Source organism: Polaromonas sp. P3_B4 (assembly GCF_056402835.1).
Genome location: NZ_JBFUGQ010000001.1, coordinates 1,601,731 through 1,624,797, shown reverse-complemented (window position 1 = coordinate 1,624,797; position 23,067 = coordinate 1,601,731). Strand labels below are relative to the sequence as shown.

General features: G+C 62.0%; 23 protein-coding genes. 6 read left to right on the top strand and 17 right to left on the bottom strand.

Going from position 1 to position 23,067, the window contains the following annotated elements:
• Window positions 1-81: 81 nt before the first annotated feature.
• Window positions 82-828 carry an ABC transporter ATP-binding protein gene (locus tag AC1DVV_RS07830; protein ID WP_477665915.1) on the top strand — a complete coding sequence of 249 codons (747 nt, stop codon included), beginning with the start codon at window positions 82-84 and terminating at the stop codon, window positions 826-828.
• 112 nt (window positions 829-940) lie between these two features.
• Here the strand turns inward: AC1DVV_RS07830 and AC1DVV_RS07825 are convergent, their stop codons facing one another.
• Window positions 941-3,220, bottom strand: coding sequence for a protein kinase domain-containing protein (locus tag AC1DVV_RS07825; protein WP_477702611.1), 2,280 nt, complete (start codon window positions 3,218-3,220; stop codon window positions 941-943).
• A 59-nt stretch (window positions 3,221-3,279) separates the two neighbouring features.
• Window positions 3,280-4,158: a c-type heme family protein gene (locus AC1DVV_RS07820; protein ID WP_457280687.1), complete on the bottom strand. Its 879-nt coding sequence runs from the start codon at window positions 4,156-4,158 to the stop codon at window positions 3,280-3,282.
• 159 nt (window positions 4,159-4,317) lie between these two features.
• Between AC1DVV_RS07820 and rlmB the strand changes: the two genes are divergently transcribed.
• Both rlmB and AC1DVV_RS07810 read left to right on the top strand, forming a co-directional pair.
• Window positions 4,318-5,070: a 23S rRNA (guanosine(2251)-2'-O)-methyltransferase RlmB gene (rlmB, locus tag AC1DVV_RS07815; RefSeq protein WP_477649216.1), complete on the top strand. Its 753-nt coding sequence runs from the start codon at window positions 4,318-4,320 to the stop codon at window positions 5,068-5,070.
• Complete coding sequence (locus AC1DVV_RS07810) at window positions 5,067-6,218, top strand: NAD(P)/FAD-dependent oxidoreductase (protein ID WP_457280689.1); 1,152 nt, start codon at window positions 5,067-5,069, stop codon at window positions 6,216-6,218. The genes rlmB and AC1DVV_RS07810 overlap by 4 nt, the downstream gene beginning before the upstream one ends.
• Before the next feature lie 18 nt (window positions 6,219-6,236).
• On the opposite strand, the gene AC1DVV_RS07805 is transcribed toward AC1DVV_RS07810, so the two are convergent.
• The 4 genes from AC1DVV_RS07805 to AC1DVV_RS07790 all read right to left on the bottom strand — a co-directional run bounded on the left by AC1DVV_RS07805 (window position 6,237) and on the right by AC1DVV_RS07790 (window position 8,971).
• Window positions 6,237-6,821: a chromate transporter gene (locus AC1DVV_RS07805; protein ID WP_477649214.1), complete on the bottom strand. Its 585-nt coding sequence runs from the start codon at window positions 6,819-6,821 to the stop codon at window positions 6,237-6,239.
• Window positions 6,818-7,393 carry a chromate transporter gene (locus tag AC1DVV_RS07800; RefSeq protein WP_457280691.1) on the bottom strand — a complete coding sequence of 192 codons (576 nt, stop codon included), beginning with the start codon at window positions 7,391-7,393 and terminating at the stop codon, window positions 6,818-6,820. Before AC1DVV_RS07800 ends, AC1DVV_RS07805 begins: the two co-directional genes overlap by 4 nt.
• 164 nt (window positions 7,394-7,557) lie before the next feature.
• Window positions 7,558-8,547, bottom strand: coding sequence for a bifunctional helix-turn-helix transcriptional regulator/GNAT family N-acetyltransferase (locus tag AC1DVV_RS07795; RefSeq protein WP_477707179.1), 990 nt, complete (start codon window positions 8,545-8,547; stop codon window positions 7,558-7,560).
• A gap of 67 nt (window positions 8,548-8,614) precedes the next feature.
• Entirely contained in the window at window positions 8,615-8,971 is a 357-nt protein-coding gene (locus AC1DVV_RS07790) for a cupin domain-containing protein (RefSeq protein WP_457280693.1), read from the bottom strand.
• 98 nt (window positions 8,972-9,069) lie between these two features.
• Here AC1DVV_RS07790 and AC1DVV_RS07785 point away from each other — a divergent pair, with 98 nt between their 5' ends.
• The gene (locus AC1DVV_RS07785; protein WP_477665917.1) at window positions 9,070-9,927 is read left to right on the top strand and encodes an AraC family transcriptional regulator; all 858 of its coding nucleotides are present in this window, start codon (window positions 9,070-9,072) and stop codon (window positions 9,925-9,927) included.
• A gap of 2 nt (window positions 9,928-9,929) precedes the next feature.
• Here the strand turns inward: AC1DVV_RS07785 and AC1DVV_RS07780 are convergent, their stop codons facing one another.
• On the bottom strand, window positions 9,930-10,280 hold the full coding sequence (locus tag AC1DVV_RS07780; RefSeq protein WP_477658772.1) for a hypothetical protein: 351 nt from the start codon (window positions 10,278-10,280) through the stop codon (window positions 9,930-9,932).
• A gap of 272 nt (window positions 10,281-10,552) precedes the next feature.
• Here AC1DVV_RS07780 and AC1DVV_RS07775 point away from each other — a divergent pair, with 272 nt between their 5' ends.
• Window positions 10,553-11,158, top strand: coding sequence for a hypothetical protein (locus AC1DVV_RS07775; protein WP_477707178.1), 606 nt, complete (start codon window positions 10,553-10,555; stop codon window positions 11,156-11,158).
• Between the two features lie 64 nt (window positions 11,159-11,222).
• Here the strand turns inward: AC1DVV_RS07775 and fabG are convergent, their stop codons facing one another.
• From fabG to AC1DVV_RS07755, 4 genes are all read right to left on the bottom strand, one after another.
• Window positions 11,223-11,966 carry a 3-oxoacyl-ACP reductase FabG gene (fabG, locus tag AC1DVV_RS07770; protein WP_457280697.1) on the bottom strand — a complete coding sequence of 248 codons (744 nt, stop codon included), beginning with the start codon at window positions 11,964-11,966 and terminating at the stop codon, window positions 11,223-11,225.
• A 65-nt stretch (window positions 11,967-12,031) separates the two neighbouring features.
• Window positions 12,032-14,179 (bottom strand): 3-hydroxyacyl-CoA dehydrogenase NAD-binding domain-containing protein, encoded by a 2,148-nt coding sequence (locus tag AC1DVV_RS07765; RefSeq protein ID WP_477702288.1) that lies wholly within the window; start codon window positions 14,177-14,179, stop codon window positions 12,032-12,034.
• Between the two features lie 5 nt (window positions 14,180-14,184).
• Window positions 14,185-15,393 carry an acetyl-CoA C-acetyltransferase gene (locus AC1DVV_RS07760; RefSeq protein ID WP_477665920.1) on the bottom strand — a complete coding sequence of 403 codons (1,209 nt, stop codon included), beginning with the start codon at window positions 15,391-15,393 and terminating at the stop codon, window positions 14,185-14,187.
• Between the two features lie 196 nt (window positions 15,394-15,589).
• Window positions 15,590-15,994 carry a GFA family protein gene (locus tag AC1DVV_RS07755; RefSeq protein ID WP_457280700.1) on the bottom strand — a complete coding sequence of 135 codons (405 nt, stop codon included), beginning with the start codon at window positions 15,992-15,994 and terminating at the stop codon, window positions 15,590-15,592.
• A 62-nt stretch (window positions 15,995-16,056) separates the two neighbouring features.
• Between AC1DVV_RS07755 and AC1DVV_RS07750 the strand changes: the two genes are divergently transcribed.
• Window positions 16,057-16,572 (top strand): MarR family winged helix-turn-helix transcriptional regulator, encoded by a 516-nt coding sequence (locus tag AC1DVV_RS07750; RefSeq protein WP_477702287.1) that lies wholly within the window; start codon window positions 16,057-16,059, stop codon window positions 16,570-16,572.
• Window positions 16,573-16,607: 35 nt separating this feature from the next.
• On the opposite strand, the gene AC1DVV_RS07745 is transcribed toward AC1DVV_RS07750, so the two are convergent.
• From AC1DVV_RS07745 to AC1DVV_RS07720, 6 genes are all read right to left on the bottom strand, one after another.
• Window positions 16,608-16,778, bottom strand: coding sequence for a hypothetical protein (locus AC1DVV_RS07745; protein WP_457280702.1), 171 nt, complete (start codon window positions 16,776-16,778; stop codon window positions 16,608-16,610).
• A gap of 103 nt (window positions 16,779-16,881) precedes the next feature.
• Window positions 16,882-18,060 (bottom strand): ROK family protein, encoded by a 1,179-nt coding sequence (locus tag AC1DVV_RS07740; RefSeq protein WP_477702286.1) that lies wholly within the window; start codon window positions 18,058-18,060, stop codon window positions 16,882-16,884.
• A 15-nt stretch (window positions 18,061-18,075) separates the two neighbouring features.
• Entirely contained in the window at window positions 18,076-18,855 is a 780-nt protein-coding gene (locus tag AC1DVV_RS07735) for an ATP-binding cassette domain-containing protein (protein WP_477690110.1), read from the bottom strand.
• Window positions 18,856-19,160: 305 nt separating this feature from the next.
• Window positions 19,161-20,291 (bottom strand): sugar ABC transporter permease, encoded by a 1,131-nt coding sequence (locus AC1DVV_RS07730; protein WP_457280987.1) that lies wholly within the window; start codon window positions 20,289-20,291, stop codon window positions 19,161-19,163.
• A 162-nt stretch (window positions 20,292-20,453) separates the two neighbouring features.
• Entirely contained in the window at window positions 20,454-21,470 is a 1,017-nt protein-coding gene (gene xylF, locus AC1DVV_RS07725; RefSeq protein ID WP_457280705.1) for a D-xylose ABC transporter substrate-binding protein, read from the bottom strand.
• A 289-nt stretch (window positions 21,471-21,759) separates the two neighbouring features.
• Window positions 21,760-22,809 carry an Ldh family oxidoreductase gene (locus AC1DVV_RS07720; protein WP_477665923.1) on the bottom strand — a complete coding sequence of 350 codons (1,050 nt, stop codon included), beginning with the start codon at window positions 22,807-22,809 and terminating at the stop codon, window positions 21,760-21,762.
• Window positions 22,810-23,067: the final 258 nt, after the last annotated feature.

Here is a 23,067-nt window from a genome sequence, read left to right as displayed (position 1 = left end):
CCGAAAGGTTTTAGCAAACGCTTTGCCGCCACAAGGGCAAGCTTGGTAAAGTCTGAATTCATATTTCCTGACAAGGCCGACATGTTTGAACCCGTGGTGAGTGGCGTGAATGATGGTTCCAGGGCTGCGGCTTCCGCTGTGCCCGCACCGTCCCCGACGTCTTCAATTATTTCCGTTGAGCATGTTTTCAAGTCGGTCACCGACTCCACCGGCACATTGGCCATTTTGCGCGATATTGACTTCGCCCTGGCTCCCCGGGAAACCGCTGCCATTGTCGGTGCGTCGGGTTCCGGCAAAAGCACCTTGCTGTCCATCATCGCAGGGCTGGACACGCCCACGCAGGGCACGGTCAGGCTGGCGGGGCAGGACATCTTTGCAATCAGCGAAGACGACCGGGCCGCCCTGCGTGCGCAGAAGGTCGGGTTTGTCTTCCAGAGCTTTCAGCTCATGGGCAATTTGACGGCGCTTGAGAACGTCATGCTGCCGCTGGAGCTGTCGGGCGCCAAAAACGCACGCTCGCTGGCCACCGACATGCTCAAGCGTGTCGGCCTGGGGGAGCGGCTGGGCCACTACCCGAAAGTGTTGTCGGGTGGCGAACAGCAGCGTGTGGCGCTGGCCCGTGCTTTTGTGGTGCAGCCGGCGGTGCTGCTGGCCGATGAGCCGACAGGCAGCCTGGACTTTGCCACCGGCGAGACGGTGATGTCGCTGATGTTTGAGCTCAACCGCGAACTCGGCACGACCCTGGTACTGGTGACGCATGACCAGGCCATCGCGTCGCGCTGTGAGCGTCGCATCACCATTGATGCGGGGCGTGTCAGCCCGGCGTGATGCCGAGAGTTCCCCAGCGGAAAAGCGTAAGGGGAAATGGCCTGAAGGCCTTTGTCATCGGGCGCAAGCAGCTATCAAAAGCATAGCGTATTGCGGGGCGTAAAAGCCGCCCTCAGCGCCCGCCGTGCATTTTCTGCGCGATGGCCAGAAATTTCGCGCGATCATCAGGCCGGTCAATCTGCAGCGCCAAAGCGTGGATCAGTGCCAGAAAGGTAAGCTGCCGGGCTGCTTCCTTGCGCACCAGGGTTTTGGCGAGCGGGCCGATATGCTGGCTGAGCGCGCGTTCCAGCTGCGCCTGCAGCTCCGCATTGAAATTCTGCACATTGATTGATGTGGAGGATGCCGAGGTCGTTCCGGATGTCGTTGCCGACGTGGACAGGGGCCGGCTCATGTCGCTGCGCAAGGGGCGGGAAAACGTCGAGGAAATGGGCCGGCTGTAGCTGCTGCTGCCGCCGGTAGACCGCAATGGGCCACTGGCGCCATGCAGCCCCGAATTCACCGTCGCGCTGGCGTGGCGCGGCTTCAGGAAGGCTTCGCGGGCCGTCGCATCGGGAATGGAAATGGCCAGCAGGTCGCGCAGCCCCTGGGCGCTGACCGTGCGCGGAATGGCTTTCTTGACCAGCACCTTGGCCAGCGGCCCGATGGCCTTGGCCAGCTCGTTTTCAATTTCCAGCGCGATTTCCGGGGTGAGCGACGCCAGCGCGGCAAAAGAGGCGGTGTGTTCGAACTCCATGTTGCGGGACATCGGCGCGGCCGGTGCGGCGTTCGGGTCCAGCACCGCATAGATCTCGTGCGAGCGCAGATGCTTGTCCATGTGCGGGCCGAGGTAGTCGAAGAGGCTGGCGGCGCTGTCGGTGATGCGTGAAATCACGTCGTAATAGGCACGCGAGACCACGATCTGGTTGGGCCTGGAAAAGTCCATGATGCGCTGAGCCACATTGATGCCGTCGCCCACCACATTGACGCGGTTGTTGATGTCAAACACCATGCGGATTGGCCCCAGGTGCAGGCCCACCCTCAGGGACAGCTTGCGGCCGTACTTTTGTACCAGCAGGTCGCGCAGCAGCAGGGCCGACTGCAGGGCCTCTTCGGGGTCGCCCAGAAAGCAGATCGCCGCGCCGTCGCCGGTGTCGATCATGATGCGCGACGACTCCTTCACGCCGCCGATGGCCTTGGTGATGAGTTCGTTGAACAGGGTCTTCAGTGCCACCTGTTGGTCAACCGAATAGGTGGAGTAGGACACCAGGTCCAGGAACATGATCGTGCCCAGTACGTTCTTGCGCAGGTTTTCGGCACTGTTGAGCGGAATGGACTGGGAATTGGCCGCGTAGGCGAGCACGGCGCTTTCGGACAGCAGCTTGCTTGTCTTTGTGGTTGACGTATCGGTCTGCGGCGCTACCGTCGCTACCGGGGCAATGGCGGCTGTGTTGGACGACGGGTTGGCGGCGCGGATGGTCTGCGTCTTGAGAAAGTCCGAGCTGATCAGGGCCTGGCGCAGGGCTCCGACGTCCTGCGGGCGCTGTGTTTCGTTGGGCATCATGGCCCAGTCGATGGCGCGCAGCAGGGGCGCACCGAAGACCACCGCGCTGGCCGTGTCGGCCGCCTTGGGCATGGTGTCCTCGCGCACCCGCGAGGCCGACTCCATGGGCTTGTGGCCCGTCGTCATCCAGTACATCACCGCACCCAGCGAATAGACGTCCGTCCAAGGCCCCTGGTGGCCCTTGCTGTGGTACTGCTCAAACGGTGCGAAGCCCGGGCTCACGATGTTGGTCATGTCGTGGTTGCCGGTCACGCGCCGGGCGGCACCGAAGTCGAGCAGCACCGGCGTGCCGTCGGCGCGGATGTAGATGTTGTCCGGCTTGATGTCGCGGTGCAGGAAATTCACCTTGTGCACCGCTTCCAGCCCGTCCATCAACGGGTAGATGATCTTCAGCAGGCCCTGCTGGTCCAGCGCCGGCTGCCTGGCCAGCCAGCGCTTGAGCGGGTCGCCGGACTCGTATTCCATGACGATGTAGGCGGTCCCGTTTTGCTTGAAGTAACGCAGCACCCGCACGATGTTTGGGTGGCGAAAGGACGCCAGCGCCCGCGCTTCGTCGAGGAAACGCTCCAGCCCCCAATTGAACTGGCCGTTGTTCGCGCTTGAGCGCACGTGCACTGACAGGTCTTCCGAACGCACGGCCAGGTCGCCGGGAAAGTACTCCTTGATGGCTACCGGCAGCTGCAGGTTGATGTCCTGCGCCAGATAGGTGATGCCGAAGCCGCCACCGCCCAGCATCTTGTCGATGCGATATTCAAAAACGGTTTGCCCCGGCAGAAGCGCAGCCGCGTCCTTGCCTTCGCCGCCTGTGGGACGCACGGGCAGGGCTTGCGTTGTTTCTTCCGGTTCTTCCATTCGTGGGATCGATTCGTGGGGGCTGAGGGTGCCTGTGAATTATTGAGCCCGGCCGGACATCAGGCGCCGTGGTCGATCATCTGCATGGCTTTTTCGAGGCTGCGCCGCATGCGGTTGAACGCGCCGCCGAGCACGGACACTTCGTCTTTTCCGCCGTCAGCGAATTCCGGTACATCAAAGTCACCGGTGCTCACCTTGTCGGCGGCCTGGGACATGCGGCGGATAGGCCGCACGATGAGCCAGCTCAGCATCAGGTTAAGTACGACAAAAACCACGGCGAAGACAGTTGCCAGCGAGACCATGAAGGTCTTGAAGGTGCGGTCTGCGTTGCGGATGGGAATGTCCATGGGAACGGTGACAACCTGCGCGCCGATGATTTCGTTGTGTTTCCAGCCGAAGCCGTTGGCCTCGCCGTAGATCTTGATCATGCTGGCGGGCGCATTGGCCGGCACGCTGTGGCACTGCAGGCACGCCGCGTTGGTGATCTGAATGGGCTTGGCTATATAAAGCAGGCGGCCGGTGGCGGCGGCACGCTCGGAAATCAGTTCTTTCGATTCGGCGTTCTGGCGGAATTGCTGGACGATGTCCGCTTCCCAGTCGGTGGCGCGGTCGCGCGGGTTGGTCGGGTTCAGCGTGGCTTCCTTGTAGCCGTAGTCACGGTACTTTTTCTGGATGTGGCCCAGCGTTTCGGTGGCGGCGTAGGCCGGAACGGTCTGGGGCAGGAACACTTCCTCGAGTTGTTTGTCCAGGTGCGGCTTGATCTGCTCGACGGTGTAGGCCCGTACGGAAAGCGCGGTGTCCATCATGAGGCGGGCGTTGCGCAGAACCTCTTCGCGCGCATTGTCCTGCAGCAGCTGGCGCGAGATGTAGCCGGCCGCGGCAAAGCCGGCCAAAAAAACCACGACCAGCACCAAATTGAATTTCAGTCTCAAGCCCATAGCGCCTCCAGGTGCCCTGCAGTCAGCAGAGCGGGATTATTCAACAGGTTCAACAAATTGTTACTATTTTAGTCCTGCCCGGAGGTCATTGTGCCCCGCTCGTCGCACCCGATACACCGGTAGTAATGCCAATTACGGCCAACAGTGATAATCGCTGCCATGTCTTCTTCTCCCAAAGTGCTTTTTGGCTTCCATGCCGTCGGCGTTCGTATCAAAACAGCGCCCCAATCCGTCCTGGAAGTGTTTTTCGATGTGTCCCGCCGCGATGCGCGCATGCGCCAGTTCACGGACCGGGCCCGGGAGGCGGGTGTGCGATTGATCGAATCCGACGGTTTGCGCCTGGCAAAGATGTGCGGCAGCCACGGCCACCAGGGCGTTGTGGCCCGGGTCGACGCACTGGCGCAGGTCAAATCGCTCGACGAATTGCTGGAGCAACTCGAAGAAGCCGGTGTGGCCCAGCCGCTGCTGCTGGTGCTCGACGGCGTGACCGACCCGCACAACCTCGGCGCCTGCCTGCGTGTGGCCGATGGCGCCGGCGCCCATGCTGTCATCGCGCCCAAGGACCACGCGGCCGGCATCAACGCGACCGTCGCCAAGGTCGCCAGTGGCGCCGCCGAAACCATGCCTTATTTCATGGTGACCAACCTGGCCCGCACCCTCGGCGAGCTCAAGGAACGCAACATCTGGTGCATAGGCACCAGCGACGATGCGGAAAAAACAATTTACGACGTGGACCTGAAAGGCCCCGTGGCGCTGGTGCTCGGCGCTGAAGGTGAGGGCATGCGCCAGCTCACGCGCAAGACTTGCGATGAACTGGTCAGCATCCCGATGCATGGCGCGGTGGAAAGCCTGAATGTGTCCGTAGCCAGCGGTGTGTGCCTGTACGAAGCCCTGCGCCAGCGCAGGGCATGACGACGCCGCAGCACTTCGACCTGGTCGTCATAGGCGCCAGTTTTGCCGGGCTGGCCTGCGCGCGCGCCGCGGCCAGGGCGGGCCTGCAGGTCGCCATTGTCGAAAAGAAGACTTCTTCCGGCGACAAGCTGCACACCACCGGCATCATCGTGAAAGATGCCATAGACACCATCCCGTGGTTGCGGCAAGTGCCCGCGGCGCTGGTGCGGCAGGTGGACGGTGTGAGGCTTTATTCGCCCAATCTTCGCCATGTCGATCTGCACGCGCCCGGGTATTACTTCTGGGCAACCGACACGCCGGCCCTGCTGGACTGGATGTGTGCGTCCGTCGTGGCGGACGGTGTCACCTTGCTGGCCGGCACGCTGTTCGAGCAGGCTGCGCGAGACAGCGGCGGTTGGGCCGTGTCGGTCAAGTCGGTCACCTCGCAGGAGCCGATGGTGCTGCAGGCCCGCTACCTGGTCGGCGCCGACGGCCCCCATTCACGTGTGGCCAAGGCTTTGGGCCTGTCGCTCAATACCCAGTTTCTCTTTGGCATCGAGCATGAATACGGCCAGGCCCGGCTGGATGCCAACCTGCTGCACTGCTTCATAGACCGTCAGCTCGCGCCCGGCTACATCGGCTGGGCCGTTGCGGGTGCCGGCATTCACCAGATCGGGCTGGCCAGGCGGATGTCGCCTTCAGGCGCGTCCGTGCCTGCCAAACAGGCATGGATGGGTGCTTTCATGGAAAAAATCGCGCCGCATGTGGATGTCGGCAACGCAAGTCCGCTGGCGACGCGCGCCGGCATGATTCCTTGCGGCGGGGTGCTGAAGCGGGTGTCCGATGCACGCGTCATGCTGGTCGGTGACGCTGCCGGCATGGTGTCGCCCGTGACGGCCGGTGGCATCCATACGGCCCTGCAGCATGGCGATGCGGTGGGCAGCGCGGTAGCCGCCTTTTTGCAGGAGGGCGCGGTCGACGGCAGCGACCCGGCCGATCCGGCGCAAGGGCTGGTGCGGCACTATCCGAAGTTCCGCGCCAAGCGCACCTTACGCTGGCTGTTTGACCGCTTTCAGGCAGACTGGATCTTCAATATGGCCCTGGACACCGAACCCATGCGGCAGGCTGCGCGCATGGTGTACTTTCACCGGCGCGGCAAACCAGAGTAGCCGCCCCGGAACGGGCCTCTAGACCAGCCCATACCAGCCCAGCAATGCGCCGGCGCCCAGCAGCCACAGCAGATGGATCTTGCTGCGCCAGACAATCACGGCGGTGGTGGCTGCCAGCAACCACACCGGCCAGTCTTTCAGCGAACTGCCGTTGGCGGTGGCCAATATCCAGCTTGTCGCGATCAGCAAGGCCACCACGATGGGCCCCATGCCCTGCTTGAAAGCCCGCACCGCGCGCAGCTCGCGGTTGCGGTGCCCCCACTGCGCGGCCAGGTAGGTGAGGGTGGTGCTCGGAATCAGGATGCCCAGCATCGCCAGGAAAACGCCCAGCAGCCCGGTCAGCATGCCCCCTGCGTTCAGCCCCACATTCCAGCCCAGCAAAGCGATGAACAGCACATTCGGCCCGGGGGCTGATTGCGCAATGGCAATGGACGCGTTGAACTGCGCGTCGGTCAACCAGTGCTGTTTGTCGACCAGGAAACGGTGCATGTCGGGAGCGGTGGTGATGGCCCCGCCTATCGACAGCAGCGACAGCGAGAGGTAATGCAGGAAGAGGTCAAACCACTCCCGCGCGCCGAAGACGAGGTGCAGCGATTCGGTCATGGTGCCAGCCTGCGGTAAGCGAGCACACAGGCCACGCCGCCCAGCCCCAGCAGCACATAGGCCAGGGGAAAGCGCAGCAGGGCGATGGCCACGAAACATGCCACACCGAACGCGGCGCACAGCTGCAGGCCCAGCACGTTTTTCTTGAGCGCGCCGAACAGTTTCAGGCCGGTCGCGCCGATCAGCCCGGCTGCCACGGCGCCCATGCCGCGCAGCGCGCCAGCCACGCCGGGATGCCCGGCAAACTGGGCATAGACCACCGCCAGCAGCAGCACGAGCACCAGCGGCACGGTCAGCATGCCGGCCAGCGCGGCCAGGGCGCCCTTGAGGCCGAAGTAGCGGCCACCTATCATCAGTGAGATGTTGACTACATTGGGCCCGGGCATGATTTGCGCGACGGCCCAGTCTTCAATGAATTCCTCGCGCGTCATCCAGCGCTTTTTTTCGACCAGCTCGCGTTGCACGACAGCCAGTACACCGCCAAAGCCCTGAAGCGCCAGCAAGGTGAATGAGATGAAAAGATCGGAGAGGGATCGGGGTTTCGGGTGGTCTTCGGCGGGAGGGGTGCTCATGCACCAATTATCGCCGCTTCATTGATGCACCACAGCCCGTACACAGGAGACCAAGGGCCGCCGTTTGCTATTAATAAGATAGCTTCTTGCGCTCGTTGGATATGGGCTGGAGGCCAAAATGGCGTAAATTTTTGAGCCAGCGCCCGACATGCCCTGCATGGCGGCTACAGCCACAGCTCCCAGGTTTCGCCCACCAGGTTTTCTTTCCCAAAGCCATGGTAGGGCTCGCTCCTGGTCAGCTTGAAACCACGCCTGGCGTAAATGGCGCGCGCTGCGTCCAGGCAGCTGTTGGTCCAGAGCACCATTTTTTTGTAGCTCTTGCTGCGCGCAAATGTGATGCACTCGTCGGCCAGGCGCCCGCCCAAGCCAAGTCCGCGCGCCTGCGGCGTGAGGATCAACATGCGCAGCTGGGCCACGGTGGCTGATTTACGCGCCACAAACACCGCGCCCGCCCGCTCACCGTCGACTTCGGCTACCCAGCACTTCTCCCACTCCGGCTGGTGGTTCTTGAGGTACTTGCCGGCAATATCGGCCACCAAGGCCTCGAATTCGCTGTTCCAGCCGTATTCACGCGCGTAAATTTCACCGTGTTGCTGCACCACCCAGCCGATGTCGCCGGGCCCGGGGTCGCGCAACAGCACGGTTCGTGTCGCGGCAGGTTCCGTGCTGCTGGCCAAAAGCCGCTGCACCGTGGTCATGGCCGTCACCACCTTTTGCTGGTGGTCCGGCGCCAGCGCGGCCAGCAGGGCGGCGGCTTCGTCACGGGAGCGCTGCTGCAGCGGCGCAAATGTAGCGTGGCCGGCCTTGGTCAGCTTCAGCAGGCTTTGCCGCGCGTCCGCTGGCGAAGGCGCGCGCGCCAGCCAGCCCTGGCTTTCGAAGCGGCGCAGGATGCGGCTCAGGTAACCCGCGTCCAGCGCCAGGTCGCGCCCCAGCTCAGTGGCCGTGGGCTGGTCGCGGTGGGCCAGTTCATACAACACCCGCACCTCCGTCAGCGAAAACTCGCTGTCCAGATAAGGGTCCAGCACGCCGATGCGCTGGGTGTAGAAGCGGTTAAAGCTTCGCACGGCCTTGACGTGGGCTGTAGAAGCGGAGGGCGCTCCAGTCTGGGGGGGGGCAGGCGTGCTTGAGGCGGTGGTATTAATTGACGAGGCCATGGCTGATATCGTCAATCAATTAGTTGACAAAGTCAAGTATCTGGCATTTGCCCGGTCTCAACCGGCCTCAGATCACCCGGCGCGGCGCCGCTGTGGCCGCATCGCCGCTGTTGGGCGCGCCGGTCGGCTCAATCAGCAGCAGGTGCGCCTCTTGCGGTGCCCGCGGACGATGACGCACCCCGCGAGGCACCACGTACAGCTGGCCGGGCTTGAGCGTAACGGTGGGCTGGCCGTCGATGTCGATGTGCAGCTCGCCCTTGAGCACCAGGAAGAAATCGTCGCTCTCCGGGTGCGAATGCCAGCTGAATTCCCCCTGGACCTTGACGACCATCACGTCGTGCCCGTTGAATTCGCTCACGGTGCGCGGTTGCCAGTGGCCTTCAAAGGTCGCGAGCTTGGTCTGCAGGTCTACGGCTTCTTTCATGTGAACTCCTCTTTCATGGCGGTTGAATGCGGTTGAAGGGGAGTCTCCTTGTCCAGGGCTACCGCGTCTTGTACGATTGTTTCCTTTACGATTGTTTCATGCACGACGCCCAGGCCCCCACGCCCAAAGACTGGGCCCGCTTTCGTCCCGGCGCACTGGCCGGTGTGACGCAGATGAACGCCCACTTCACTGAGCACACCTTCGAGCGCCACAGCCACGAAACCTATTCCATCGGCGTCACCGCCTCCGGCGTGCAGACCTTTCACTGCGGCGGCACGCTGCACGCCAGCCTGCGCGGCGATGTGATTCTTTTTAATCCCGACGAGCCGCATGACGGCCAGCGCGGCACGCAGGAAGGCTTTGGCTACAGCATGCTGTATGTGTCGCAGCAGGTGGTGAACGAATGCCGCGACAAGGAAGCTGGCCTCGACATGGCGGCCTACTTTTGCCAACCTGTGGTGCGCGACGCCGCCATGGGTCGTGCGCTGGCGCGTGCCATAGGCGCCGGCGGACAGGCGCAAGAGTCGCTGCGCGCTGAAGAGCTCACGCGCAATGTGCTGGTGCGCTTGCTGCAGCGCTATGGAGAGCGGCGCTCAGGCGATGATGTGAAGCCGGCTGGCGTTGCACGCATGGCCCGCATTCGCGACTACCTGCGCAGCCACTTCGACCAGGACATCACCGTCGATGCCCTCGCAGGCGAGGCCGGCTTGTCGCGTGTTCACCTGACCCGCGCCTTCGCCCGGCAGTTTGGCGTACCACCGCATATCTACCTCAACGCCGTTCGCATCGAACGCGCCCAGTCAGCCATGCTGGCCGGGCAGGGCCTGGCCGAGGTGGCCGCCGCCTGCGGTTTTGCCGACCAGAGCCATTTCAGCCGGCGCTTCAAGGGCAGTGTGGGTTTGTCGCCTGGCGCTTGGCTGCGGCAGATGAAACCTTCCGCGGCCACAATCGGGTGAATCTATTGCAGGTCGGCAAATAAGGATTCCCCGCGGTCAAGCGGGTCCACAACCACGTTATAGATCTCGTTGATGCGCCAGATCGGGGTTTCATAGGCGGCCTGGCCCTGTACCTTCACCAGGAACGCGCTTTTCCTCTCGTGAGCGGCAAGGGTCAGCTCACAGGAGAACTCGATTTGCCCAGTGTCCGTCGAAATGGCGCTCACGAGTTCATGGCCGGCAAGGGAGAGGCGCTCGGCGCTTTCGTGAGGCAAGAGTTGGTCAACCTCATAGGTCCGCAGCACGATCGCAGTGATGCGATCGATGAGGTCGTCAACTACCGAGTTCGGATTTGTGACCATCTGTGGATGCATTTTGGGGATTCTCCTGCATCTCCCAAAGAACTAAAAAGCTATATCGATATTGCAGATTGTCATGAGTGGCATGTTGAATCGTGGAAGCCGTGAATAGGCAACAGGATTGGCTATTTGCCCGCACCAGCCTGTTTTTGAAGAATACAGCTCGCAAGTTGCACGCATAGAATCACCAGCAAGCATGGGCGCGTCTTGTTTGCTTCAAGGTCGGCCCCCCGAGAGCACGGAACGGGCGTCACCATGTTGAGTCATCAATCATTCCAGAGGATCCCTTGAAAAAAGTATTGCTACTTCTCGCCATTGCTCTTCTTTCAGCTTGCGCGACTACATCTTTTCGCTCGAACGCGCCTGAATTCGCGGGAGAGAATCGTGTATGTTCGGTTTACGTCTACTCATTTCTTGACTTGCGTGAAGGAGCTCTGGGAAGGAAATTCCTGGCAGAAGTAAAGCGTCAGCTAAATGATTCATTGAGCAAGGAAAATATCTCGTCCAAGCAACTTTGGTTTAACGATTCCCCATTTGCCACCCAGTTCTCCCTGGAAGAAAAAGGCCCAAACCCTTCCAACACCAGTACACGTGTTCCAGTTGAAGAGGTAATCAAGGCCACACAGGACGAAGAAAGACTTTTTGGCGCTTCGCATCGTTTGATTGTGTTTCCTGCCTCGGTCATGCAATCTAATACCGGAGCAAGTTTTAGTATCCGATGGTCTTTGGTCGATCTAAAGACCAATCAAACTGTCTGGGCCACTACTTCAGTGAGCAACCACGCGAAATGGTTTCTTGGTGATGAGAACCCGGAAGCACGAGCTACCACTTTTGTTGAAGAGTTGATGAGCGAGCTTAGAAAATCAAAAGCTATCCGTGAGCGCAGGGCCTGATTGTTCGGTCAAGCATGGTTCCCGACAGCAGGAAGTCATTTTCGCGATACCACCCGATACCACCCTAGACCGACATCCCACCAGAAACCTCAATCACTGCCCCATTGATATAACTCGCCTCATCGCTCGCGAGGAAGGCATAGACATTGGCAATCTCCTCGGGCCGTCCGAGGCGCCTGAGCGGCACATGGGCCTCCATCTCCTTCAGTACCTTGTCGGGGATAGTGCTGAGGATGGGCGTTGAAATAAAACCGGGGGCCACGGCATTCACGCGCACGCCCTTGGGGCCTAGCTCGCGGCTCCAGGTTTTGGTGAAACCGATTACACCGAACTTGCTGGCGGCGTAATTCGTCTGGCCGAAGTTGCCGTAGATGCCGACGACTGAACTCGCATTGAGGATCACGCCGCTGCCTTGCGTTGTCATGGTGTCGGCCACGGCTTGTGCGCAGTGAAAGACGCCGCGCAGGTTCACGTCGATTACCTTGTCGAACTGTTCGAGCGTCATTTTCTGCAGGCGTGCGTCCTGGGTGATGCCGGCGTTGTTGACCAGCACGTCGACGCGGCCGAACTGGTCTTTGACCTTGCCGACCACCGCATCCACCATGGCGCGCTGGGTCACATCCATCACATAACCGACGGCCTGCGCGCCCAGGGCCTGGCACTGCTTGACGGCATCATCCACCCCGGCTTGTTTCACGTCGCAGACGATGACGGTGGCGCCTTCCTGGGCAAACTTGAGTGCAGTGGCGAGGCCTATGCCCTGGGCGGCGCCGGTGATGATGCTGATCTTGTTTTGGAGTCTTGGCATGAAGTGGATATTTGGATATGGATCGATGAGATGAATGGGAGGATGGGTGAGTTAAACGAAGCAGCTCAGTAAACCGGCTGATGCTGGCGGATCGCATCTTTGACCGCACCCGTGAGCGTAAAGCCGGGCCCGAATTTTTTGGCCAGTTCGCCGCAGCGAGAGACAAAGGCGTCAATCCCCATGCCGTAGATAAACTGCATCGCGCCGCCGGTCCAGGCCGGAAAGCCTATGCCGAAGATGGAGCCGATGTTGGCGTCGTGCACGGTGGTCAGCACGCCTTCGCTGAGGCAGCGGGCGGTTTCCACCGCCTGGCGGTAAAGCAGCCGGTCTTTGAGTTCGTTGATGTCCCAGGCGGCGCCGGGTTTTTCAAACAGGGGCTTGAGTTCGGGCCACAGGTGCTTTTTCGCGCCGGGCCCGGTGGGGTAGTCGTAAAAGCCGCCGCCGGCCGCGCGGCCGGGGCGCTTCAACTCTTTTACCATGCGTTCGACCAGCAGTTCACCGGGCGTGGCGGTGTAGGTCTTGCCTTCTGCGGTGAGGTCGGTGCGTGTCTGGTCCAGCACATGCACGCTTAATGACAACGCGGTTTCGTCGAGCACGGCCAACGGGCCGACGGGCATGCCTGCCTGAATGCCGGCGTTTTCAATCGCGGCGGCGGGAATGCCTTCGCCCAGCATGGCCGCGCCTTCCATCACAAAGGTGCCGAAGGTGCGGCTGGTGTAAAAACCGCGCGCGTCGTTTACCACGATGGGGATCTTGCCCAGGGCCTGCACATAGTCAAAAGCGCTGGCCACGGTTTCATCGTCGCTCTGCCGGCCGCGAATGATCTCGACCAGCTTCATCTTGTCGACCGGGCTGAAGAAGTGGATACCGATGAATTTTTCGGGCCTGTCGCTTGCCGTGGCCAGGCTGCTGATGGGCAGGGTCGAGGTATTGGATGCGAAGAAACCGCCGGACGCCAGCAAAGGCTCGGCCTCCTGCGTCACTTTGGCCTTGAGGTCGCGCCGCTCGAAGACGGCCTCGATGATGAGGTCGCAGCCGGCCAGTTCCGTCACCTGGTCGGTCGCGGTGATGCGTGAGAGCAGGGCGCTTTGCTCGGCGGCCGTCATACGGCCTTTCTCCACACGCGGCGCGGTGATCTTGCTGCTGTAAGCCTTGCCGGCTTCGGCCTTGTCCTGGCTCACGTCCTTGAGCACGGTGGCAATGCCTTTGCTGGCCTGTGCGTAAGCGATGCCCGCACCCATCATGCCGGCGCCCAGCAGGCCGACCTTGGCAGGCCTGAAACGCCCTACGCCTTTGGGCCGCGACTGCCCGCTCTTGATAGCGTTCATGTCGAAGAAAAAGGTGTTGATCATGGCCTTGGCATTGGTGCCCGTCATGAGTTTGGCGAGGTAGCGGCTTTCGATGCGAAAGGCGGTTTCCAGGTCCACCTGTGTGCCTTCCACCATGCAGGCCAGGATGGCTTCAGGCGCGGGGTAGAGGCCGCGCGTCTGCTTTTTGAGCATGGCGGGCGCGGCGCTGAGCGCCGCGGCGATCTTCGGGTTGGCCGGCGTGCCGCCCGGGATTTTGTAGTCCCGGGCTTCCCAGGGGTGCTGGGCCGTGGGGTTGGTGGCTATCCAGGCAAGTGCTTTGCCGCGCAGCTCATCGGCATCGGCCACCAGCTCGTGCACCAGTCCCAGCTCAAGCGCCTCACGTGGGTTAAAGGTTTTACCTTCGACCAGATAGGGTTGCGCGCCCATCAAGCCAAGGTGGCGCGTCATCTTGCTCACGCCGCTGGCGCCCGGCAGCAGGCCCAGCGTGACCTCGGGCAGGCCAAACTGTGTTTTGCGGTCGTCCACCGCCACGCGGTAATGGCCGACCAATGCGACTTCCCAGCCTCCGCCCAATGCCGTCCCGTTAAGGCAACTAGCCACGGGGATGCCCAGCGTTTCGAGGGTACGGAAGTTTTTCTTGACGCGTTCGATCTCTGCGTAGGCCTTGGGCGCGTCGGCCGGTGTGAGGCGCATCACGGCCTTCAAGTCAGCGCCGGCAAAAAAAGTGCTTTTGGCGGAGGCGAGGATGATGCCTTTGAGGACGTCTTTGTCTTTCACCACCTGCGCGGTGACTTCAGTGAGATCGTCCTGCCACTGCAGGCACATGGTGTTGACGGGGGAGTCTGGTTCGTCAAACGTGATGGTGGCAATGCCGCCCTCGATTTGGTACTGGATGGTCTTCATGGCATTCAGACTCTTTCAACAATCGTTGCGATGCCCATGCCACCGCCCACGCACAGCGTGGCCAGGCCGTAGCGCAACTTGCGCCTGTGCAGCTCGTCGACCAGTGTGCCGAGGATCATCGCGCCGGTGGCGCCCAGCGGGTGGCCCATGGCAATGGCGCCGCCGTTCACGTTGACCTTGTCGTGCGGCACCTTCATCTCTTTCATGAAGCGCATCACCACGGCGGCAAAGGCCTCGTTGACTTCGAACAGGTCGATCTGCTCCACCGTCATGCCGGCCCTGGCAAGTGCCTTGCGCGTGGCGGGCATGGGGCCGGTCAGCATGATGGTCGGGTCGGCGCCGCTCAGTGCGGCGGCCACGATGCGGGCGCGCGGCTTGAGGCCATGGATTTTTCCGGCGGCCTCCGAGCCCACCAGTACGGCGGCCGCGCCGTCCACGATGCCCGACGAATTGCCGGCGTGGTGCACGTGGTGGATGCGCTCGACCTGCGGATAGCGCTGCAGCGCCACCGCATCAAAGCCCATGCTGCCCAGCTGGTCGAAGGCAGGCTTGAGTGAGGCGAGGCCTTCCAGCGTGGTGTGCGGTTTGATGAATTCGTCTTCGGCCAGAATCGTCTGGCCGAGAAAATCCATGACTGGTACAACGGAGTTGGCGAAGTGGCCGGCGGCGCGGGCTTGGGCAGCGCGCTGCTGGCTTTCGAGCGCAAAGGCGTCCACGTCGGCGCGGCTGAAACCTTCCATCGTGGCGATCAGGTCGGCGCCTATACCTTGCGGCACAAACAGGGTGGCGCTGTTGGTTTCCGGGTCTTGCGCCCAGGCGCCGCCGTCGGCGCCAATCGGTACACGGCTCATGCTCTCGACGCCACCGGCCACCACCAGGTCTTCCCAGCCGGAGCGCACTTTTTGCGCGGCCATGTTCACGGCTTCCAGGCCCGAGGCGCAAAAGCGGTTGACTTGCACGCCCGAGGCGCGGAAATCCCAGCCTGCCTTGAGCGCGGCCACCTTGGCAATCACCGCACCCTGTTCACCCACCGGTGAAACCACGCCCATCACTACGTCGTCGATGGCCGCAGTGTCGAAGCCGCTGCGCCGTTGCAGGTCGGTCAGCACGCCGGCCAGCAGGTTGACGGGCTTGACCTCATGCAGGCTGCCGTCTTTTTTGCCTTTGCCGCGCGGCGTGCGGATGGCGTCGTAGATAAAGGCTTCGATGCTCATGATGGCTTTCCTCGGGAAGGCGGGAACGCAGGGCTGGCGGGGAGGGGCCGTTGAAGTATATGCATTTCGCCAAGCAGTCGCTTTGCATAAATAGACGAACGGAAAGCCGCGTTGCGTTGTAGTGGGCTGAGGCCGGACCTGACCTTCCTTAATTCCTGACCGACATCGTTCAGGGGAGGTGGATGCCCGCGATGAATCAGAGGTGCCGTGTCTCGGCAGGGGTGTTCCACCAGGCGTTGTTGCGCCCGTCCGCGTAGTTGACCGGCGCGCTGATCAGTTCAGCCGGTTCGGCGTTGTCCAGCGCGGCGATGTTGATGGATACATAGTCGCCGCCTATCTGCTCCACGTAACCCCGACCGAAAGGCCGCACGCCGCAGTGCCTGCAAAACAAGTGGTGGCCGCTTTTGGTGCCGAACTGGTAGTCGTTCAGTTCGTTCTCGCCGGCCAGCAGCCGAAATGCGTCGGGTTTGATGATGGCGCCCCAGTTGCGGGTTTTGGTGCAGATGGAGCAATTGCAGCGGCCCGTGCCTTTGCTGAGGTCGATGTCGGCTTCAAAGCGGACGGCGCCGCAGTGGCAGCTTCCGGTATAGGTCTTTTGCATGGGGGCGAACTCCTTGATGGTTGCAGGTTGTTGGGAGTATCCGAATATGACAGAATGTTGTCATGTCTGAAAGTATAGTTAAACGACAGTATGCTGTCAAATTGGGAATCGCCAACGAAGAGGTCAAGCGCACGCCGGCCGCCAATTCCCTGAGTTGGTTGGTGGTGCAGGTGATGCAGCTCAACGGCTTGTTGACGGCGGCCGGCGATGCGCTGGCGGCGCCGGCCGGGCAGACTTCGGCGCGCTGGCAGGTGCTGGCTGCTGTGGAAGACGCGCCGCTGTCGGTGGCACAGATCGCACGCGCCATGAACCTGACGCGGCAAAGCGTGCAGCGGGTGGCGGATTTACTGGTGGAAGAGGGGCTCAGCGTCTATGAAAGCAATCCGGCTCATGCACGCGCCAAGCTGCTGCGGCTCACTGCCAAAGGTCGCAAGGCCTTGCAAACCATACAGGCAGGGCAAAAAGTATGGGCCAATGCGTTGGCTGATGGGATGAATGAGGCCCAGCTACGCGCCGCGAGCACCGTGCTGGCGCAGTTGCAGCAGGCCTTGATGGCGCAGGAAGCGCCGCAGGAATAGTGGGAGATTGGTGTGAGATTGCCGGCGCGTGCCGCTTAAGACGGGTCTTTGCTGCGCGTGCGGCTCACGGCGCTGAAGATTCCTATCCCCAGGAAGATCAGCGCACCTATGCCGATGTACAGATGCGGCACGCCGGCCACCACGGCACCCCAGATGACACCGGCCAGGAAAATCACGAAACCGATCATGTAAAGCGCAAAAGACATTTTCTTCTCCACGAAATGTTGTGGCACCACTATGCGTGCCTTGGTGCCGGCGCTTTATCGGGTAGATGCGCTGATGGGTGTCAGCGAGGGCCTACGAATGGTTTCAGGAGGCTGCGGCCAATTCCGTCACCCGGGGCTTGAAGCCCTCCGGGAGGCCATTGCTCACGAGGCGGCCGCGGGGATGCATGGGACGCAGATATTGGTGCAGCACCAGGGCGGCAGCACCTACCGCTGAAGCCAGCAGACCGTAACGCGCCACGCGCACCATGGGAGCTGTTACGCCGGCATGGGTGGCGTAGTTTTGCAGCGTTTCCCTGGCAACCTCCACCAATTCCGGAAAATGCTGACAGGATGCGCCGCCCACCACCAGCACGCTGGGATCGAAGGTGGTCCACAGGTTCTGCAGCAGCACACCCAGGTAGTGTCCTGACCGGCGAGTGTCCGCCAGCTGGCCCAGAGCACCCGAACCGATGAAGGCCTCCGCGCACCCACGCCGTCCGCAGGAGCACGCGGGTCCGTCGAGCTCCAGAATGCTGTGGCCGATCTCGCCGGCCATGCCCCGCATGCCGGTGAACAGCCGGTCGTTGAGCACGATGCCCGCGCCCACGCCGACATCGCAGGTCACAAAAATCAGCGAGTCCTTGCCGTCGTTCTCCGAGAATTCGTATTCGCTCAGCGCGGCCGTGTCGGCTTCGTTTTGCACGTGTACCGGTACCGGGGGCAGGCCTGCATGAATCAGTGCCTGGGTGATCTGCGGCAAGAAGTCCACGTTGCGCCAACCAAGGTTGGGGGCAAATCGGACCACACCGGTGGTTTCGTCAAATGCGCCGGGCAGGCCGATGCCCACACCTGAAAGTTGCGCGCCGCGCAATACCAGCTGCGCCTGGGCCAGCACTGTCAGATCGGCAATCTGGCTGCAGACGTCTTGCGGCCGTGTGCCGCGCAAAGGTTCTTGCGTTGACCACAGCACTTGCCCCAACAGGGACACGCTCACCACACGCAAGGTGTCGACTGCCACTTCCACACCAATCAGGCCGCGCGACCGGCAGTCGATTTGCAGGGGCGTGGAGGGCCGCCCCACACCGTTGGCGGCGGCCATGCTGATTTCACTGAGCCAGCCTTCATCAATGAGTTCTCGCACCAGCAGGCTGACTGTCGACTTGGTCAACCCGCTATGGTTGGCCAGCTGCGCGCGCGAGCGCCCAGGCTGGTTGCGCAGCAAGCGCATCAGCACACTGCGGTTGATGCGTTTGACGAGTTGCTGGTCACCTGTGGTTTTCATGGCCGATGGCATGGTTCAGGCAATGCGGTGCGGCGCCTGTGTTTTCCCTTCCGGCTGCTTGCCGGCGATGATCATGCCGAGAATCTGGTCTTCGTTCAGGTCGGCCGTGCGGTAGGTGCCGATCAGGCGGCCGTTTTTCATCACCGACAGGCGGTCGCTGAGCGAAAAAACATCCTGCATGTCATGCGTGATCAGGAAAATGCCCACGCCTTCGGCCTTGAGCTGCAGAACCAGGTTGGCCACCATGGCGGACTCCTCCGGGCCCAAGGCGGCGCAGGGTTCGTCCATGATCAGGATGCGGGCATTGAAGTAGATGGCGCGCGAGATGGCCACCACCTGGCGCTGCCCGCCCGAGAGGCGCCGCACCGGGGTGTGGATGTTGGTGAAGTTTTTATTCAGGCGCCCAAATACCTTGCGTGCCTGCGCCTCCATGAAGTAGTCGTCCAGCGTATTCCAGGTCGTCATTTTTTCACGGCCCAGAAAAAGGTTGGCCACGGCGTCCAGGTTGTCGGCGAGCGCCAGCGTCTGGTAGATGGTCTCGATGCCCTGGTGCTGTGCATCGGCCGGGGTCCGGAGATTCACTTTCTGCCCCATCACATGGATCTCGCCCGAATCGATAGGGAAAGCGCCGGCCAGCATTTTCATGAGGGTTGATTTGCCCGCGCCGTTGTGGCCCAAGACGGCGACAACTTCGCCTGGGTACAGGTTCAGGTTCACGCCGTCCACGGCATGAACGCCGCCAAAGGCCTTGCGGATGTCCTTGAATTCGACCAGGGGTTCGGTAGTGATTTGCATTTCAGTGATCCATTGCGCTGCGCGCCACCCGCGACACATGAAACCGCACGGCAAAGGCCAGGGACACCGCGGAACCGGCTTCGCCGGGCCGCTGGTGTGCCTTGCAGGCCGCGTGGCTGCCGGAGGCMGCCACCGCTCGACCCGTCCAGACCGACGCAGGTCGGTCTGGAGCCGCGGGTCTCGCCCCCCTTGAGGGGCTGAGAGCCGCGGCTCCAAGCCTGCCTGCGCAGGCTTGGACGGCTTCGAAGGGCCTCCGCCTCTGGCGGAGGTGCCGGGCGCCGAAGGCGCTTCGGGGGTGTTTCATCCTAGTTTTCCTGCGCCCACTTGCGGTAGAGCACGTCAAATACCACCGCCACAATCAGCACCTGCCCGATGATGATCATGCGTTTTCCGATGGAGACGTCCAGCAGCAGCATGCCGCTGTCCAGCGACTGCATGATGAGGGCGCCTAACACCGAGCCGATGATGGTGCCACTGCCTCCGGCCAGTGCAGTACCGCCGATCACCGCGGCGGCAATCACGAACAACTCCATGCCGGTGCCCAGCGAGTTGGTGCCTGCGTTCAGGCGGGCCACCGACACGATCGCCGCGATGGTGATGAGCACGGCGAGCAGGGCAAACAACATGAGCGTCACCCGCTTGACCGGTATGCCGACCAGTACAGCAGCGTCGGGGTTGCCGCCCATGGCGTAAACATAGCGGCCAAAACGGGTGCGCTGGGAGATGAAGGACATCACCACCGCCACGGCCGCCCAGATGAGCACCGGGATCGGGATGCCCTGGGGAGCGTCCTTGTTGGTGACCAGATAGCTGTTCATGGTGGCAGCGAACGCGGCCAGCAGGGCCACCGGTGCCGCCACCAGCAGTACATCCACCCACACGGGCTGGTTGGGCATCTCATGGCGCGTAGAGGCACGGCGGCGCAACAGCATGCGAATCACCAGAACCAGGCTCACACAGACGGTCAGGACCCAGGTGGCGGTCACGCCGATGCCACCGTCATAGCCGCCACCGAGTTGCAGAAAAGTCTCGTCGCTGACGGGCTGGGTCTTGCCGTCGGCCACCAGAAAAGCCGCGCCGCGCAAGGACATCAGCCCTCCCAGCGTGACCACAAAAGACGGGACGCCGAGCATGGCGGTCAGCCATCCCTGGTATACCGACACCACCAGCGCCGCAGCCAGCCCGGCGAGTGAGGCCGCCGGCCAGGACCATCCCAGGGTGTATTGAAGATAGGCGATGAGCACGCCGACAAAACCGATCACCGAACCGACCGACAGGTCAATATGCCGGGCCACAATGATCAGCACCATGACAGTGGACACGATGCCCACCACCGCTGTTTGCTGGGCAATGTTGTAGAGGTTCTCAGGCGACAGGAAAATGCCGCCCGACAGGACCTGGAATACGCCCGCCAGGACGGCGAGCACGCCCCCCATGAACACCAGCCGCCAGTCGACAGCAGCGTTGCGCAGGAATCGAACGGGAAATTGCATGGTTTTGAGGATGCAGCACTCCCCAAGGCAACCTACAGGCCGGTTGCCTTGCCTGCTTGCGCAGAACGGGGAGCAGGTGGTTGAACGCCTGTATTAAAGCCTGTATTACTTGCAGGCCGCGACGTTGCCCGTGACACCCTTGCAGAGTTCGTCTTTCTTGATCCAGCCGGCTTTCACCACCACATCGAGGTTGTCGCGGGTAATAGGCACGGGCTTGAGGAACTGGGCCTGCAGGGCGATCTTTTTCTCGCCACCATTCCAGGAGGTCGCGCCGTCGACTTTTTTGCCGGCACCCAGATTGACAGCTGCGCTGGCCGCCTGTTTACCGAGGTCGCGCGCATCTTTCCACACCGACACGGTCTGGGTGCCCATGGCCACGCGGTTCAGGGCGGCAAAGTCACCGTCCTGGCCGGACACCGGTACGCCCTTGAGGCCTTTGGAACTCAGCGCCGCCACGACACCGCCAGCGGTGCCGTCATTGGAGGCCACCACAGCATCGACCTTGCCGCCGTTCTTGGTCAGGATCTGTTCCATGTTTTTCTGCGCGACTTCAGGCTTCCAGCCCTCGGTGTATTCCTCGCCCACGATCTTGATGTCGCCTTTCTTGACGGCGGCGTCAATGATTTCCTGCTGGCCTTCGCGCAGGAAGTTGGCATTCGGATCGGTGGGAGAGCCCTTGATCATCACGTAGTTGCCCTTGGGCTTGGCCTGGAACACCGCACGGGCCTGCATGCGGCCGACTTCCTTGTTGTCGAAGGTGATGTAGAACACGCCGGGTGCCTCGATCAGGCGGTCGTAGGCAATAACCGGCACTTTTTGTTTGGTGGCCTTGTTCACGGCGGGCAGGATGGCGTCCTTGTCCATGGCCAGCACGATCAGGACCTTGGCGCCCTTGGCCATCAGGCCGTCAATGTCCGCCAGTTGTTTTTCGGGGGAGCCCGCGGCGTCTGCGCTGATGTACTTGGCGCCCAGCTTTTCAAGCTGCGTCTTGATGGCTGCCTCATCGGTTTTCCAGCGTTCCTCCTGGAAGTTGGACCAGCTGACGCCGACAGTGACCTGCGCAAATGCGCCGGCAGCGGCCAGGCTGAGTGCCATTGCGGTGAGGGAATTTTTTAGTTTCATGAATGTCTCCGATAGTTCTGCCCAGTCGGGCGTGTAGTTTTGAAAACCCAGCTGAATCCCGGTAATCGTTCCGCTGCAAACGCAGCACTTCAGAATTAGTTTGAACGACGCACTAATTATGTGGACCTGAAAAATTCCCCGCCTAGGGACAAACCCCGGGTGTGCGGGGGTCGCTTTAAATTTTTGATGGTTTCTGTAATACCAAAGGCTGAGCAGCAGGCGCTGCAAGCAGAAAACCCGTCAGCGGCAACGGCTGGCTGGATCGGTTTTCCCCTGGAAAGGCTGCGCTTCAGTGGGCGGCAGACGGCTCTGTCACCCCAAGCTTGATGGCCCAGCTTGACAGTGCGGGCAGGATGGAGGGGTAGAGCTCCACGCCCGATTCCATTTGCCTGGCTGCCAGCGCAATGCCTTTTTCCCCCGGGGTGCGCACGGCAGACCCTGCTCGCGCGGGTCGTGATGCGCGGCAGGCATCGGCGACATGGCCAGTCTGGCGTATGAAGGCATCCAGGCCGGCAAAAGTGCGCGGGTCAATCACCTGCAGGAACACCGTCGCGCCCCATCCCTCTTTCGGATCGGCGCGGCCGTGGCCTGCGAGGCCTCCGGTTAATGCCTCTACCAGCAAGGTGAGGCCATAACCCTTGTGGCCCGAGTCCATGCCACCCAGCGGCAGGATGGTGCCCTTGGGTTCGTCGAACAGCACCGAAGGGTTGTCGCTGGCCACGCCGTGGCCGTCCATCACCCAGGCAGCAGGCAGCCGCTGGCCTTCCTTGTGCAGCCGGTTGGTCATGCCGTTCGTCGTGGCCGAGGTGGACACATCCATCAGCACCGGAACGCCGTTGGTGGGAATGCCGGCAGAAACCGGGTTGGGTGTGAACACCGGGTCCAGCCCGCCAAAGGGGGCAACGCTGGCCGTGTTCGGGTCCGAGCAGGTCAGCAACATCATCAGGCCCTGATCGGTGGCGCGCTTGAGATAGGCGGCCAGGCAGGCGATGTGGTGGCTGCGGCGAATCACCACGGTGCAGGTGCCCTGGGCTGCGGCACGCTCAGTGGCCAATGCCATCGCTTGCAGAACCAGCCAGGGGCCGGGCAAGCGGCGGCCGTCCCAGGTCACGGCGGCCGGATGGTCGGCCAGCACCGTTGGGGTGCCGAGTTTTTCCATCGCGCCAGATTCCAGCTCAGCCAGGTAGCCCGGCAGCAGGGCGAGCCCGTGGGTGTTGTGGCCCATCAGGTCGCCCTGGACCAGGATGTCGGCCACGGCAGCGGCTTTGTCGTGCTCCAGCCCGGCGGTGGTCAGCAGGGTTTGGGCGTAGTTGATCAGATCGGTCTGGGCGTATCGCATGGATTTGTCTCGGGGTTGTCTCAATGTTGTCGCTGTAGATGCTCTGTTTTTGATAGCTGCTTGCGCTCGTCCTGTATGGGTTAGAGGGCGTTTTGATGCGTATCTTCCAGCGCAGCAGGTCACGTCAGGCCGGCCATCGTTATTTTGAACATTCTAGGGACGAGCGGGTAGGGGCGCACACCGCACAATCCATCGCGGCATTTAATCCGGTGCCATAAAAAAAGCGGAAAGCAGGCCATGAGCCCGCTTTCCGCCTGA